Source organism: Allochromatium humboldtianum (assembly GCF_013385175.1).
Taxonomy (GTDB): domain Bacteria; phylum Pseudomonadota; class Gammaproteobacteria; order Chromatiales; family Chromatiaceae; genus Thermochromatium; species Thermochromatium humboldtianum.
Genome location: NZ_JABZEO010000006.1, coordinates 202,001 through 218,088, shown reverse-complemented (window position 1 = coordinate 218,088; position 16,088 = coordinate 202,001). Strand labels below are relative to the sequence as shown.

Genomic DNA, 16,088 nt, shown 5'->3' with positions numbered 1-16,088 from the left:
ACGCGAAGCCCTCAATTTCACGGGATTCATAGCATTCAAGCAGGGGCTGAAGCCGGCAACAAAAAAGACTGTCAGTGACCAACTCCACAAACCTCTTCGTCGGACACCGGGAACCGCTAGCTGAAGCTGACCGTGTGGATCGAAAACGATGAGCACCTCAAGGGTTTTGAGGATGACATGCCATGAGAGTATTGCGCGATATGCCGACCTTTTTATTGGGATGCTGAGCGAATGACGGTTAACGAGCAAGTATCCGTGCAAGCTGCCGAGGCAGAGCATTCTGTTTCGTCCATCCGCCTAAGGTCCATCTATGTCGATAACTTCAAATCATTGGTGGACTTCCAGCTATCGCTGGCCGCGTTCACCTGCCTGATCGGGCTGAACGGCTCCGGGAAATCGACTGTGCTGCAAGCGATCGATTTCATCTCCAGACTGTTCAAAGGCAATGTCTCGCAATGGCTGGAGCAACGTCAATGGAAACCGGGAGACCTCAACTCGAAGCTGAGCGGCAAGAGCAACCTCAAGCTGGGCATTGAGCTGTCGGGCGCCGATGGAGATTTTTCCTGGGACTGTAGCTTCAACCGCTCACTCCTGCGCTGCACACAGGAGACCGTGAAGCTCAATGGCAAAACACTGCTTTCGGTCGCTGATGGGCATTACTGGTTCGGTGATGTCGTTCACGCTGGAACAACGGCCGCGCGTACCAAGATTGCATTTGAATATGAAGGCTCGATCCTGTCTCAGCTCAAGGATGAGGTTCTACCCAAGCCACTGCTGCCGCTGAAACGCTTTCTTCAACAAACCGCCTCACTCGACCTGCTCGCGCCTCAGCTTCTGCGCAAGCGGGCCGTCCAAAGCCAAGGCGAACTGGGAATGGGCGGAGAACGCCTCTCGGCCTTCCTCTCCGAGCTGTCGGATGAGCAGCGACTGACCCTGGGGAGTCAACTGAAGAGCGCCTATCCCCATTTGGAGCAATTCGTGACCCGCTCGCTACGCGCCGGCTGGAAAGAATTGGGGATTCGCGAACAGTTCGGTGACAAAGCCCTCTACACCGAGGCCCGTCATATCAACGACGGAATGCTGCGCCTGATGGCGATCCTGGCCGAGATCCTGACCGATCATCAGTTTCTGCTGTTCGATGAAATCGAAAACGGCATCAACCCGGAACTGGTCGAATTCCTGCTCGATGTGCTGGTCAACGCGCACCAGCAGATCCTGGTCACGACGCATAGCCCAATGATCCTGAACTATCTGGACGACTCCGTGGCGCGCGCGGGCGTGCAATACCTCTACAAGACGCCGGAGGGCTTCACGCGGGCGGTGCCCTTCTTCTCGATCCCCTCGCTGGCCGCCAAGCTCGAAGTCATGGGGCCGGGCGAAGCCTTCGTGGATACGCACCTGTCGCGCCTGCCCGAAGAAATCGACGCTATGCGCGCCAGCAACATGGAGAGGCCGAATGCTGATCCTCGTCAGCGGTGAGGGTCCAACCGACATGGGGCGATGCACGGGCACCGACCCCGTCACGGGCGAGGCCTTCGAGGCCGGTCCCATGGCCTGGCTGGTGGATCAGATCGCCGAAACCTCGGAAGGCTATCCGTTCATCGATGCCGAGTTGATGTTCTGTGTTTCAAAGCAGCGACTGTCCGAAGTCTCGAAAAAACTGAAGCCGGCCTCTTTACCAGGGCGACGCCGTGGCAAAGAAACGGCCTACTACTTCCGCAATGCGCGCGGACTGGCGCAGATTGCCGCCGAGCTGGCCAAGCGCTGGGAGCAACCCGTTATCCCGATACTCTTCCGGGATGGCGACGGTACGCAGTCGGCTGGGCGCGGGGTCTGGCGCGACAAATGGGACTCCATGTGTCACGGCTTCGCGTATGAAGGCTGTACGGTCGGTGTCCCCATGATCCCCAATCCCAAGTCCGAGGCTTGGTTGCTTTGCGCCCTCAAGTCGTTCCAGCCGTACCAGCACTGCGACCCCATCGAGCAAGCATCCGGAAACGACGCCGGACTAGAACCGCTCAAAGCCCAATTGGAAGCGGCGTTGGGTGCACCGCCAACTGCGGCCCGACTTGCCGAACTGGTGCGCACTGGTCAAGTGAATGCCGCCAGAATCGAGATGTCGAGCTTCGTCAAGTTCCGCCGTCGGCTCCAAGCGGTGCTCACGGAACCGGAGACATCAGGCGATGATCCGTCGGCGTCTGGTTGCTTCGATGAATTGGACTGATCTAACCCATGTCGATTGAGCGCATCGAAACGGCACTCCGTAGCCTGTTCATCAACGAAGGTCAGCGTATCGTCTTCTGGCACGATCCCGAACGCGAATTCGAGGACGCGCTGCCGGCGTTGAACCTGGACGACGTCACCCTGCTCCGGCTGGACCAGGAGCCGGCCTTGGCGGTCAAAGTCCGCCTCGGGTTGGAGGATCTCACCGGCCGTTATCTGCTTTATGCCCCCAGCGAACCGCCCGATCCGGACGACGACTGGCTGCTCGACATGCGTCTCTATAGCGCGAGCTTCCGCGCCGATCGCGCCTCGATGCTCCTGGCCGAACTGGGACTGGTGCAGCTGTCGCTGCGTTCGCATCTGGCCGAGCGCGCCCGCTTCTTCGCCAATCGCGAGCGCCTGGAGCGCGTGAAAAAACTGGTCGGTCCCGATGACGACGCGCTCGATCTTGACCGCAAGCTCATGGCCGTTGTGCTCAAATCGGAGCAAGCTGAATTCTTCAGCCTACTGATCGCGCTCTTCGATGCGATTCCCGACGCCAACCTGGAGGCCTTACCGCCGGCCTGGGCCGAGCTGGAAAAATATGAACTGACCGCCGCCTTCTGGACCCTGGCGGCGGGATATTTTGGCGATACCGGCGAGACGCCGACGCTCAAAACACTCCTGATCCGGCTTATGGTGTCGGATCTTGGGCAAGCCTACCGAGGGATACTACCGGAGGGTCTCAGACACCTGACACTCACTCGCCAGGGGACGGCCAATGCCGTGGTCTGTCTGGCTCAGTGGCGCGACAGCCTGGCCCGCAGCCCGTCTTATGAGGCGTTGTCCGCCGCCGTGGCCGAGGCGATCAAGCTAGAGCCGCACCTGGCGGCAGCGAGCATCGAGGATCTGGTCGAGGTTAAGACCTTCCTTCTGGTCGAAAAACTCATCGCCAGTCGCCTGCGCGATCGGGTGCTGGAGACGCTGGAGACGATCAAGCCTGATGCCATCCAAGCGATCGCCACGCAGCGACAGGACGGCTACTGGGTGGCGTCTGGATTACCGGATACGGCGCACGCCCCGCGTCGAGCGCTCGCGGCGGTCTATCGTGCCCTGACGACGGCGGCGGATCTGTTCGCCCTGCGTCAGACTCAGCTGGGCGGCTGGACCTACCCCGATGCCAAGGCCGTACTGACGGCCTATACCCAGACGCTGTACCGATACGACCAGGGTTATCGGCACTTCTGCGAGCTGGCCGACGCGGCGGAGTCGCGCGATTGGGACATCCTCAAGTCACTGCGCCAGCGGGTCGAGTCGTATTATGCGCAAGGCTTCATCACGGAACTGGCGCTGGCCTGGAACACGCACCTGGAAGCCGGGCTTCTGAACCAGTGGCGACTCGACGACCTGCCGAATCAGCAACGTTTCTATGCGCGGGAAGTCGCTCCGATTCTGGCGAAAGGGCCGGATCGGCGCGTCTTCGTCATCATCAGCGATGCCTTTCGCTATGAAGTCGCTCAGGAGCTGACCGAGCAGCTCAATGGCCGATATCGTTTCGACGCCGCCTTGTCGGCGCAACTCGGCGTATTGCCGTCCCATACCGCGCTGGGTATGGCCGCGCTGCTGCCGCATATGACGCTCGACTACACCGACAACGGTGCTCTGCGTATCGACGGTCGGCCCTGCGCCTCCCTGGAGCAGCGTAGCCGGATCCTCGACGCCGTACAGGGCGTGGCGGTTAAGGCCGACACCTTTATGGCGATGAAGAAGGACGAGGGGCGCGCCTTCGTCAAGCCCTATCGCGTCGTCTACATCTACCACGATCGGATCGATGCCATCGGCGATAAAGCGGCGACCGAGGCTCAGACCTTTGCCGCCGTGCGTCAGGCGATCGACGAGTTGAGCGATCTGGTCGGCAAGATCGTCAACAGTCTCAATGGCAATCATCTGCTCATCACCGCCGATCATGGGTTTCTGTTCCAGGAGACGCCGCCGGTTGAGACCGACCGTCAGCGGTTGGCCGACCAACCCCCCGGCACCCTGACGGCGAAGAAGCGCTATCTGCTTGGACGCGATCTGCCCAACCATGACGCCGTCTTTTGCGGATCGACGACGATGACCGCCGGTGCGGGGGGCGATCTGCTGTTCTGGGTGCCGAAAGGGGCTAGCCGTTTTCATTTCGTCGGCGGCTCGCGCTTCGTGCATGGTGGCGCTATGCCTCAGGAAATCGTGGTTCCCGTCATTCGGGTGCAGCATGTCAAGGACACGAGCAAGGCGGTCAAGACCCGGGTCCGCAGCGTCGGCGTCAGCGTCCTGGGCAACAACTTCAAGGTGACGACCAATCGTCACCGGTTCCAGCTCATTCAGACCGAGCCCGTGGGTGAGCGGGTCAAGCCGGTGACGCTCAGGATCGGGATCTATGCCGGCGAGGAGCCTGTGACCAATGTCGAAACGCTGACCTTCGACAGCCGTTCGCCGGATATGAATCAATGGAAGAAAACAGTGAGCCTGACCCTGGAAGGACGCCGGTTCGATCGCCGACAACTCTATCAACTGATTCTGCGCGAAGCCGAGACCGGTGTGGAAGAGGCTCGCTTCGACGTAACCATCGATCTGGCCTTCAGCAATGACTTCTGATGCGACTTCCGAGGCGCGCGACGTCGACCTCGACGTCTTGCTCAACCGCCATTTTGCCGGCAAGGTCGTCCGCAAGGATCTGACCAAGCGCATCAAGGAAGGGGCCAACGTTCCCGTCTATGTCTTGGAGTACCTGCTCGGCATGTATTGCGCCTCCGACGACGCGGAGATCATCCGCGACGGGCTGGAGACCGTGAAGACGATTCTGGCCGAGAACTATGTGCGGCCCGACGAAGCCGAGAAGATCAAGTCGAAGATCCGCGAGCGCGGCAGCTATAAGGTCATCGACAAAGTGACGGTGCGGCTCAACGAACGCCGTGATGTCTACGAGGCGCTCCTGTCGAACCTGGGGGTCAAGGATGCCGAGATCCCCGGACGCTATGTCCAGCAGTTCGAGAAACTGCTGGTCGGCGGCATCTGGTGCATCGTCACGTTGCACTATGTCTTTGAAGAGGGACGGAAAGGCTCGCCCTTCACCGTCGGTGATCTTAAGCCAATCCAGATGCCCAACATGGATCTGGAGGGCCTGTTCGCGGGACGCCAAGCCTTTTCGGAATCGCAATGGATCGATGTCCTGTGCCGTTCGGCGGGCATGGAGCCGGCCAATCTCAGCGAGCGGGTCAAATGGCACCTGCTGGCGCGGATGGTTCCCTTCGTCGAGAACAACTACAACTGTTGCGAGCTGGGTCCGCGCGGAACCGGCAAGAGCCATCTCTACAAGGAGATCAGCCCCAACAGTATCCTGATTTCCGGTGGTCAGACCACGGTCGCCAATCTCTTCTACAACATGGCACGACGCACGGTCGGACTGGTGGGACTCTGGGATCTAGTCGCGTTCGATGAGGTGGCGGGCATCGCCTTCAAGGATCGGGACGGGGTACAGATCATGAAGGATTTCATGGCCTCCGGCTCCTTTGCCCGTGGGCGCGAGTCCGTTCAGGCCGCCGCCAGCCTGGTGTTCGTTGGCAACATCAATCAGCCGGTCGACACCCTGGTCAAGACCAGTCATCTGTTGGCGCCCTTTCCCACCCCTATGATCGATGCCGCCTTCTTCGATCGCTTCCATGCTTATATCCCCGGCTGGGAAGTCCCGAAGATGCGCCCCGAATTCTTCACCAACCAATACGGCCTCATCACCGATTATCTGGCCGAGTTCATGCGCGAGATGCGCAAGCGCAATTTCTCCGACGCCATCGATCGCTTCTTCAAGCTCGGCAGTCACCTCAACCAACGCGACACCATCGCGGTGCGCCGCACGGTCTCGGGGTTGCTCAAACTACTCTACCCGCAGGGAGACTTCGACAAAGAGGCGGTGCGACGGTGTCTGGACTATGCGCTGGAGTCTCGGCGTCGGGTCAAGGAACAGCTCAAGAAGATCGGCGGCATGGAATTCTACGACGTGCATTTCTCCTATTTCGACCAGGAGACGCGCGAGGAGCGGTTCGTCAGCGTGCCCGAGCAGGGCGGGGACAGGCTCATCCCTGAAGGACCGCTGAACCCCGGGGTACTGCATACCGTTGCAACCGGCAGCAGCGGGCATTTGGGACTCTATCGACTGGAGACGCAGACCACGGCGGGAAACGGCAAACTGAATGTTTCAGGCTTGGGATCGAGCCCGATGGCGAAAGAGGCGGTCAAGGTCGCCTTCGATTACTTCAAGGCCAATCTCAGCCGCGTCAGCGGGCTGGCCAAGGCCGGTGAGCACGACTATCACCTGCATACCGTCGAACTGCACCTGACCGGACCAACCAAGGCGATGACACTGGCGAGCTTCGTGGCCCTGTGCTCCGGCGTGTTGCAGAAACCGCTGCAAGGGCAGATGGTGGTGCTGGGTGACATGAGTCTCGGCGGAAACGTCATTCCGGTCGAAAACTTAGCCGGATGCTTGCAAGCGGCATTCGATGCCGGCGCCAAACGCCTTTTGCTCCCCATGGCGAGTGTCGTCGATATTCCGACCATTCCGGGGGAGCTGTTCGCGAAATTTCAGACGTCCTTCTACGCCGATCCGATCGATGCGGTGTTCAAAGCATTGGGAGTAGAGTAGCGTTTTTTCGGTTTATTAGGGTTCGAGATTTTAATCAAACGAGATTGGAGCGCATTCATGGTTGAATCAAACAAAAAAACGATGTCATGGGATAAGTTGCTTTCATCAAAAAGATTAGGTCAATCGGCCGGCCTGCCAAGCTCTGCTGATAAACGCAGCCCATTTGATAAAGATATACAGCGAATCATTTTTTCAGGAGCTTTCCGCCGTCTCAGCAAAAAAACACAAGTTCATCCACTCGCGGCTAATGATCATGTTCACACAAGGCTTACACACAGCCTCGAAGTGGCCCAAGTTGGAAAATCTTTAGGTAAAGCGCTTGCCTTTCGAATTAAAGATGACCTGCCTGATGGAATAAGCCCTGACGATTTAGGCTCTATTGTCGAGGCCGCGTGCCTGGCGCATGATATTGGCAATCCGCCATTTGGGCATGGTGGCGAAGAGGCCATGACGCATTGGTTTGAGACGAATGGACCACGGCTTTTCAGGAGTCTTGGTCGGGCGTACAAGCGTGACCTGATGTTTTTTGAAGGCAATGCGCAGGGCTTTCGCATGATTACCCAAACGGAAAACCATCTTTTTCAGGGTGGTTTACGTTTGACTTATGCGACACTGGGTGCTTTTCTCAAGTATCCTTGGAGCAGCAGAATACCTGGTAAAAAATTCGGTGCTTTCTTAACCGAAGAAAGTATTCTTAAGGAAGTCGCCTCAGAACTCGGTATGATTTGTTTGGAAGAAGGGGCTCCGAATTGGGCTCGTCATCCTTTGGCTTATTTGGTTGAAGCGGCAGATGATATTTGCTATGCCATTTTGGATCTTGAGGATGCCGTCGAATTACGAATTATTTCCTATGACGCGGTCCGGTCGCTGCTTTTTGATGTGCTCTCCCCCGAAGATCAGGCTGAGTTGGAAAATTTTTTGGTTCCCGGTTACGAATCATTTCGCGTCAATCTTGCGAGAATTCGCGGAAAAATATTTGATCAAGTTATATCAGGCGCTGTTGATGGATTTATGAATGTTTACGAAGAAATTATGTCTGGATCTTATCGAAAGGGACTTAGTTTATTTGATGCGATTGAAGATGGTGACAATCGAAAAAAAGTGATTGGTACAGCCAAAAAAATGGCCCGTGAAAGCATATTTGGCGATTTAAAAAAAATAGAAAATGAGTTGGGTTCCTACTCTGTTTTTGAAACCCTCCTTAATGCTTTTTGCAGTGCGGCAATTGATCAGGCGCAGTATCTAAACAGCCCTCGACATGAAGTATCTATTGGGTGGAAATCTTCGCTAATTTTAAAAATGCTTGGCGAGCACTATCCAAATGAATTAAATCCTCCGCCAGGTCATGAATGGAGTGAATATCAATGTTTGCGACGTGTGATCGATTATATATCGGGAATGACAGATAATTATGCAGTTTATGTCGCAGAGCAGCTTCATGGTGCTGGTTTCTCAGGAAGGCAAAGGCCATAAGCGATGTTGAATCGAGAACTATTTTCGCTAGTCCCTCATAGTTAACTTTGTCAATTAAGCCTATCTGACCACAGAATTTCACCACAGAAAGCCTGTATCAAACTCAGTGGCTGGCAAGCTCTGTTGAGCACCTTTCGTGCTTAACCGGGTTTGCTTTTTACCAGTTTAGTGCTCCTCCCGCCGCTCCTTCTCCGTTGACGGTTTGTCCGTCCAACCGCTCCCTCCGCACTTCTCGCTTACATCAACTACTTCGCCCCGGTCGCGAACATAACGGGGTTTGTCAACTGGTCAAGGCAAGCCCTGAAACCTGTATTACAGATTTTGGGAGGAAAAATCCTCTCAAAGTAGCGTGTTGACTAGGTTTTTTTGAGAGGATTTTTCCTCCCAAAAATTTGCAGCTTTTGATCCGAAAACAGCGTTTTTTAGCGTTTTAAACTGTTTAGACGGTGGGCCGATGTGCAGAAAAGCGAGGTTCGAAAAAATACTGTGAAAAGGGACTGCTAGAGCAGGAAACCATGTCGGCTCCGGCTCGCTAGCACGATAGTTCGGAGATCTAAACGCCCATGTGTGAGACACCCCGTCAGTCCACCACCCGCCCCAAGCGGCGCGTCACTAACGCGCCCGTGACTGGGTGGGCGCTTGGCAGAGCGTTGGTCCAACGGCACCAGGTGCCGGATGTGTCAACGCAGTACGCCTTGATTTGGCCACGTCCGACCGATGTCCTCTTTGTGTGCGCTTGCGTGGCGGTATATCGCCGCGTGAAAGCTGGGCTGTGGCCCACGCTCAAAAGCACAGGCCACAGCGTTGTGGACATCTGCGAGATTCGCACCGCATAAAACGATGCGTAAACCGCGAAGTGATCAACGACGCGGGGGTTGTGTTAGACCAGTTGACGCAGCGTCGCTTTAGGCGGTCCGGCGTCACTCAATCATTTCTTATTGGAGACTCACATGAACGCTTCTTTTGTTATCGACGTGGATGTCCAGCATCTGAACGAGCGGCTACCCTACGAGCAAAATTGCAGGATTAATCAGAATGGAAAGATCACCGCATACAACAGCATGTTTTCTCAAACAGTGCGTTTTTCTCAGTTCGAGTATGCAGTACAGCCATTATTCGCCAAGGCGAGTCAGCTGCCGACCGTGCGGGTGACGGGTTATCGTCTGAAAGCGGATGTGACGCAGTGTGCAGCGGTTCACTCACTCTTTGCCAAGAACGGGCTGCGGTTGTCGGCAAAGTTGTTGCTGATGATGCTTCAGTATTATCTGGCTAAAGCGGGAGTCAGCCGCTCAGCCATCGATCAGATCACCCTGGAACATGTTCGTTTCAAGCAGGTGACGCTGTACTATCATTTCATGACTAACTCACCTCAGGAGGCCGCAGCGGTTTTCAACACGCTAGACACCATTCTAGGAAAAAATGACAAAGTCTCAGTAACGGTCAATAAAAACATGACTATTCATGTGTACCGTGAGTCAACCGTCGTTAACGAGGTCGCGAGGGATCGCTATCGCTCGATGGCACAAGACGCGGCCAAGGCGCTTTGTATTAAGCTGGTCCTCTCGGGTAAGCAGTTGGAGCAGAACTCACTTCACGAGCCAGCAAAGTTCTCACGAGAGACAACAAAAAACGCCCTTAAACATGGGCTCAAAGAAATTCAGAAACACTTAAATAGCGATCCCTGGCTGAGTATGCAAAATCCTCCAGAATGGAAAGCATTAAATGATCTGTTTACTGAAGAGCATCGGTGTCGTCTTAAGGCTTACGAAGAAGCCCGCTACACCAAAACCACAGCCGAAGAGGCGCGGAACGATCTACAGCAGGCGATCGATGAATTGTTCTCATCCTCTTCGACGACAGCCTCTAATGGCGTGAAGCCACACCCACAGGTACCGCCAGTGCCCTTGCTTTCCAGCTCCGGATTAGCCACTCCGACGCCGACCAAGCGTCGCGTGTCCTCACAGAGGAAGCGCCTGGCATCTCGCTCGTAAGCATTAACAGGGAGCTGGGTGTATCCCCGGATGCATACAGCTCCCTTCGCCAGCGAGATGAACCTCGCCAACATTCGCCAGCCTTCACAGGCCAAGTGACGCACGCGGCAGATTCCCAACTCCGTCGAACACCCTCACTTCGATCGCCTGGACCAGCCTGGTCAACGGAAGCGCTGGGGCATGTTGATGTTCAACAATGCGACTGAGAACGTTGTTATGAGCCGTCCGCATCGACAACCGGGTAAGCCTCACATCTTTCAACCTACCCAAGAGCAGCAATCCATCATCGCCTCTGTCAACCAGATCGACGTGATTAACGCTGGCCCTGGCTCTGGTAAAACCAGCACACTGATCGCCATTGCAGGAGCCCCGAAGTACCAGGGCCAAACGATTCTGGCGCTGACGCACTCAGCGCGCGCTGAAGTCACGCTGCGAAAGCGCGCGAAGAAAGCCGGTATTCGCCATATTCAGGTTGCGACCATTCACGGCTTTGGCTATGAACTCATCACGACTAATCCCGCCGCATTTGGCTACTCAAAAACACCCAGACCCACCGATGTCAAAAGCGTCAAAGCGCTGATCAAGCGAAAATTCAGGCGGGCCTTCAAGGGCACACCACTCGACGATGAAACCGAGCGTGAACTGTTCACCGTACTCAAACGGTCGATCTTACGCGGCACCTGTATCCAGGCCGATCTCGACACGCTTGACTTCAACCGGCGGATGCACGCACCGACACTACAAGCGTTGCAGGCGCAAATAGTCAAAAGCCAGCAGAACCACTGTCGCCTCGCCTTCAGCGATATGCTGCATCGACCGGTCGAGTATTTCAAAAACACGCCGCAAGCCTTGCGCAACATCGGCAAGCGCTACCACGTGCTGCTCGTCGACGAATTTCAAGACTTAAGTTCGATTCAGTTGAAACTCATCGAGTTGCTCGCGACCGTGATCGATAAAGTCGTGGTGGTTGGCGACGATGCCCAAACAATCTACGGGTTTCATGGCGCACAAACCGGCACTCTGTGGAACTTTGCCGAGAAGCACCAAGTTCAGCCCCGCGCCCTGAGTCAGTCACACCGCAGTACGCAGGAAATCCTGGATTTAGCCAACGTGGTGCGACGCCGTCTCAACGTGACGCCCCTCACGATGACATCCACGGTGCACGGCAAGAAACCTGAGCTGATTCTGTGCCCCACCAAGGAGACTCAAGCGCAGGAGGTCGGGCAGCTCCTAAACCGCCTCACCAGGACAGTGAAGGCGTGCCAGATTGCGGTGCTGGCTCGTGAAAAACTGAGCTTGCGTGATCTGCACAAGTCCCTGGAATCCAAGGGAATCAAAACGGTCTTGGGCAGCGAGGAGACGTTGAAGCACATCTGTGACGGTCTGGAAGCCTTCCTGCGCGTGTTCGCAAGGGGAAAAAAGGCCCCGATGGAGGCCGTCGACACCGTGCTGCACATCTGCGGCTTGACGCCGCACTCGCGAAACCAGGACGCCATTCGCCATTTGAAGGCCTCGAAAAAGAAACACTTGTACCTGATCAAGAAACTGAAGGCCGCACAGCAGGCGCGTTCGATCGAAGCACAGCTGAGTCTGATTCAAGACGTTCTGGTGCACTACCAACACCAGGACCGACATCTGATCGTGCCGGTGATCACGCAACTGATGCCGATGGTCCGTGGCCAGACGTGCAAACAGGCGATTCAGGAAATCCAGCGCTACCGAAGCGAGCACATGAACAGCGTGGCACTACAAACCATTCACAGTGCCAAGGGCCTGGAGTATGAGGTGGTGATCGTGATCGACATGGTTGACGGGCATTTCCCTCACTGTTGGGCGCATAGCGTCGCTGCCCAGGAGGAGGAACGTCGATTGCTGTATGTCGCCATCACACGCGCCAAGCGTGAACTTTTTCTCCTAAGTCCTCCTTATCAAAGCTACAACCCAAAGACACGACAGCCATTAACACTGACGCAGCGCTGTCCGTTCCTGGAGGCGGAGTTTGAGCAGCAGTGTGTGAAAAAAACGGTGTAGAGATTTTAAACTAAGGCGCAATTACCGTTCACCCTCACGGTGACGCAAACTGACACAAGCGATGTTGGCTGTAACCCCCTTAAAGACGGTGTTTTGGAGCTTGAGAATACTAAAGATCGCCAGTTCTAGGAAAAATAAACCGCTTGTGATGTGTATATATTATTATGCGCCGATGATAGCTATTTGAAAAATAGATCGGCGATTTTTGTAAGATGTGCAGGGGTCTTTTTTTGGGCCAAGGCGTGAAGCTCCGGTAGCCAGGACAAGAGTTGCTGTATGGGAATCTGTTCGAGGGTCGTTTGGCGTTGCTTAAAGAAATCGTTGCAGCATCTCTCTAGCGTGCGTCGTGATGGGTTCGCGGCGGATGCTAACGCTCGTCCCACATCTTCCTTGGATGGTTTGGCGATAAATGTAACGTGCTGGCGCATGAACGCCAAGATGTCGCATTCGATCAGATCCTGAAGCACACGAAAGTTGTGACGTTTGCAAGCCGCTGTTGTCGTCAGCCGGTACTCGAAATGCGCGCATGGTTGATCGCCAGAGCGTCTTTTTTGGCGTGAACTATAGATGAGCGGCACAAGACCGCGGCTATCTTTCGGGCTGAAGTAGCTGGTTCCCGCCGAGTCGGCGTCTTGGTGCACATTCTCGAAATAAAAGGGCGGCGCGGCCCGACGGCGGCACCGATGGATGAAATATTGTTCAAACAGCCGTTGCAATGTTCGGGCCTGTTCGGGAGTTTCAGTCACCCAATCGACCGTGAACTCGATACGAGCGATGAGATACGCGCAGGCGTGCTGGTCGAATGCCGCTTGGAGGATCTGGAGAACCTGGGGGTTGACTTGCGTCAGCTCAAGCTTAGTGCGGTACTCGCCCTGAAAAGGGGAAATCTTTAATGGAACGATGCTTACGTTGGCCCCCTGCTTCTTAATCTTCTGCCGTGTTGAGCGGTCGAGGATTTTTGTTTCGGTGTCAACCCATATCTCAATATGATCGAAATAGGCGTAGCGTTTTTTGATCAGCGTCTTGATAGTTGCTTTGCTGTCCCGTGCCGTCATGATCAATGTTCTCTACATTCAGCGCCGACCGTGGCTGAAGCTCTCCTGGGTCGATAACGGCCAAACCTGGGGCTCCGCTAACCCATCGCATTACACACAAGTCTGTAGGTCACTGATTTTTATAGAGCACGCTTCAGCCTGTGTTTCATGAAATTCAACAGCTTACGGAGATATGTGTAATGCGATGCCGCTAACCACGAGCGGAGCCGCGTTTCTGCTGGCCACAACGTGAGCGGTCTAACCCATACCGACGGCTTGCGTGCTGCACAGCGGCTTCGAACTGTTGCTTCGAAGCGCGTTGAATCTTCGCATAGAAAGGCATGCGATACCTTTTTGAAGGCGTACCGGCGCTTGAGATCGGTAACCAGATGCGTGAAAAGATAGCCGGCCATCTCCGCATCCGTCAACGCGCTTGGATTCCTGGTCAATTGCGATAAACGCAGGGCGTCGATCATGGCCACTAACCGATGGTCAAGCGTGTTCGCGTATAGTCGCCGTGATAATAGCCTGGAACAGGCACAGTCCTGATGGCGGGTCTGTCCAATACGCGCCCACTCCGCGTCTAGGAAGCGACAGTGAAAACCGGCATTGTGGGCCGCCAAAGGGATTGGCTCTAAAAAAGAGGATAGCTCCTGCATGACACTGTTGGCCGTGGGTTCCTGCTGGATCGCCTGCGGTGTTAATTTATGCCGTGAAAGAATGTCTGGCCGAACTAAAACTCCGGTATTTATTCGGCTGTGATAATGCGCTTCTACGTGTCTTTTTCGCATAATCACCGCGCCAACTTCAAAGGGGCGATCCCCGTTGTCCGTTGATGGACCTGTTGTTTTAAAGTTTATAATGGCGATTGATTTCATTTTGACTGTCCGATTTACGTAAACATTCGTCCTGATTTTTGGGCTGGCTATGAAGCGCTATCGGTAGGCACCGACACGCCGATGAAAGGCGTATCACTTGGCGCGATCCTTGTGCAGACATCTCGCGATTTTCATCAAACTGCTGCTTTGTAAGGTGCGGTGAGTACCGCACCGATGGCGACGGAGTGCTTATCTAGGCAGATCAACTGCTTGTAGATGTTGATGGCTTTTCGGCAATCACTTTAACACCGCCAGTTTTTTTAGAGTTAGACGTGGCTTTGCGTTTGGATGGCTGGCCTTGTCCGGATTTAGCAGATCGTTTTTTTCGCTTTGAAAACGCGGAAGAGCGTTCAAAATTCTTATCGACAAGATCGGAGCTGGCGTCCTCTTCGTCGGTTGGGGCCGATAATGTTTGAGTCTGAGGTGGAATAGCCCATAGAGCGGGGGGAGGAAGGCTGGTAGTGCGGCGTTTTTTTCTTGATCGCCGTGGTTTTTTGGCCGCAGGCTCTAGCACAGGTTTCGGCAGTCGAGCGTCCAACTTCTGAATCAGATCGCTACATGTGAGGGGGCCGAAGCTGTGCGCTTTAAGGGCGGGAGAAACATGGCTGTGATGGATAAAGGTCAAGAAGTGGGAGAGGTCCGGACACAGGTATTCCTGGACTGTTGCCCAGGGAATACGGTAATCGATATGGAACTGTTGACGAGCCCGCGCATTGGCTTTCTTAAACATGGCTTTCGGGTCGCGGCTCTGCGTGATCAACGGATGCTGCGAAACATCCCGGTGATTGTAATACCAGTCGATGAGCTGACCATCCTTGGTCTGAGTCGAGGGACGATACCGGCGCGCCAGAATGCGGCGACGAAAGGAAAAATCCTCCCACATTAAACGCTTAATGGTAGATATAGCCGTATCTTCGGCTCCTACCTGAGACCCGTTCCAGGCTGAAGGGTTGGAGAGACCTTGCCGTTGCAGCCAGCGTGCCTCCAGTGTGAGATCAAAAATGAGGTATCGCTGCGCCTCATGCCAAAGCTCTGACTGTAGAGGCTTGGAAAAATTGATCGGGCTTTCATGGTTCTCGATCGCCGACATTGACATGTTGGAGACGCTGAGCACGAGATCTTTGGCCTTTAGCGTCCATTTTCCATGACGGCGACTGCCCGCCCACTCCACGCGATCCGGTCCTTTTGGTTTCAACGATAGGCTTTCATTGTGTAAAGCTTCGGCATGGTTATACAGCGCGATCTTAGCGTCTATGGCCTCTTCCAGATTTAAGTGCTCGGCCAGGAAAGTCAACTGGACTGTTTCAATTCGAGCATTTTTTAGTGAAAAAGCGCGTAAACGATCAGGCTTTAAACCTTTCGAAGCCAGCCAGTGCTGCAAACACCGCAGTGCAACTTCACAGGCTCCAGAGACATCGTTAAATACAATCCAGTCCTGAGCGTGTGTCGATAAGGCTGTGTTAATTGTGACTTGATAGCCGTCGATCGATTTTGCATCAGCGTGTTGATCATACGTGGATTCGCTGAAGGCGCGAATCATGAATTTATGAGGCGTTAAAGGAGAGGCGGCCGACGCCACCTGTATTGTTTTTGTACTCCCCGGGCAACCGATGACGTGCGCCGTCCGCGGCAGTTCCGCTGCCAATGCTGTTTTTTGTTCATCCGTAAGAAGGAAAAAAATATCGAGTAATTTCATAGCTATCTCCTTAATTGTTAGTAGCTATTTAAATTACTATTAAATAAATAACTGCGAGCGATCATGTTTGGATGTAAGGGCGCTTACCCCAACGTCACTCTC

10 protein-coding genes are annotated in these 16,088 nt (G+C 54.8%); 7 read left to right on the top strand and 3 right to left on the bottom strand.

Translation table 11 applies throughout. The features are described from left to right. Window positions 1-255: 255 nt before the first annotated feature. The 7 genes from HW932_RS10985 (at window position 256) to HW932_RS10955 (ending at window position 12,378) form a co-directional block, all read left to right on the top strand. On the top strand, window positions 256-1,479 hold the full coding sequence (locus HW932_RS10985) for an AAA family ATPase (protein WP_343047296.1): 1,224 nt from the start codon (window positions 256-258) through the stop codon (window positions 1,477-1,479). Continuing rightward, window positions 1,457-2,224, top strand: a complete 768-nt coding sequence (locus HW932_RS10980; protein ID WP_176976533.1) for a hypothetical protein — start codon at window positions 1,457-1,459, stop codon at window positions 2,222-2,224. The genes HW932_RS10985 and HW932_RS10980 overlap by 23 nt, the downstream gene beginning before the upstream one ends. An 8-nt stretch (window positions 2,225-2,232) precedes the next feature. Further along, complete coding sequence (gene pglZ, locus HW932_RS10975) at window positions 2,233-4,839, top strand: BREX-1 system phosphatase PglZ type A (RefSeq protein WP_176976532.1); 2,607 nt, start codon at window positions 2,233-2,235, stop codon at window positions 4,837-4,839. After that, a complete protein-coding gene (gene brxL, locus HW932_RS10970) occupies window positions 4,829-6,883 on the top strand; it encodes a protease Lon-related BREX system protein BrxL (protein WP_176976531.1) in 2,055 nt (684 codons plus the stop codon). The genes pglZ and brxL overlap by 11 nt, the downstream gene beginning before the upstream one ends. A gap of 57 nt (window positions 6,884-6,940) precedes the next feature. Then, the gene (locus HW932_RS10965; RefSeq protein ID WP_176976530.1) at window positions 6,941-8,356 is read left to right on the top strand and encodes a deoxyguanosinetriphosphate triphosphohydrolase; all 1,416 of its coding nucleotides are present in this window, start codon (window positions 6,941-6,943) and stop codon (window positions 8,354-8,356) included. A gap of 950 nt (window positions 8,357-9,306) precedes the next feature. Then, entirely contained in the window at window positions 9,307-10,347 is a 1,041-nt protein-coding gene (locus HW932_RS10960; protein WP_176976529.1) for a hypothetical protein, read from the top strand. Between the two features lie 180 nt (window positions 10,348-10,527). Further along, on the top strand, window positions 10,528-12,378 hold the full coding sequence (locus tag HW932_RS10955) for an ATP-dependent helicase (protein WP_176976528.1): 1,851 nt from the start codon (window positions 10,528-10,530) through the stop codon (window positions 12,376-12,378). Between the two features lie 179 nt (window positions 12,379-12,557). Here the strand turns inward: HW932_RS10955 and HW932_RS10950 are convergent, their stop codons facing one another. From HW932_RS10950 to HW932_RS10940, 3 genes are all read right to left on the bottom strand, one after another. Next, a complete protein-coding gene (locus HW932_RS10950) occupies window positions 12,558-13,433 on the bottom strand; it encodes a hypothetical protein (RefSeq protein ID WP_176976527.1) in 876 nt (291 codons plus the stop codon). A 119-nt stretch (window positions 13,434-13,552) separates the two neighbouring features. Further along, the gene (locus tag HW932_RS10945) at window positions 13,553-14,290 is read right to left on the bottom strand and encodes a 3'-5' exonuclease (protein ID WP_176976526.1); all 738 of its coding nucleotides are present in this window, start codon (window positions 14,288-14,290) and stop codon (window positions 13,553-13,555) included. A 202-nt stretch (window positions 14,291-14,492) separates the two neighbouring features. Beyond that, window positions 14,493-15,986 carry a hypothetical protein gene (locus HW932_RS10940; RefSeq protein ID WP_176976525.1) on the bottom strand — a complete coding sequence of 498 codons (1,494 nt, stop codon included), beginning with the start codon at window positions 15,984-15,986 and terminating at the stop codon, window positions 14,493-14,495. Window positions 15,987-16,088 lie beyond the last annotated feature (102 nt).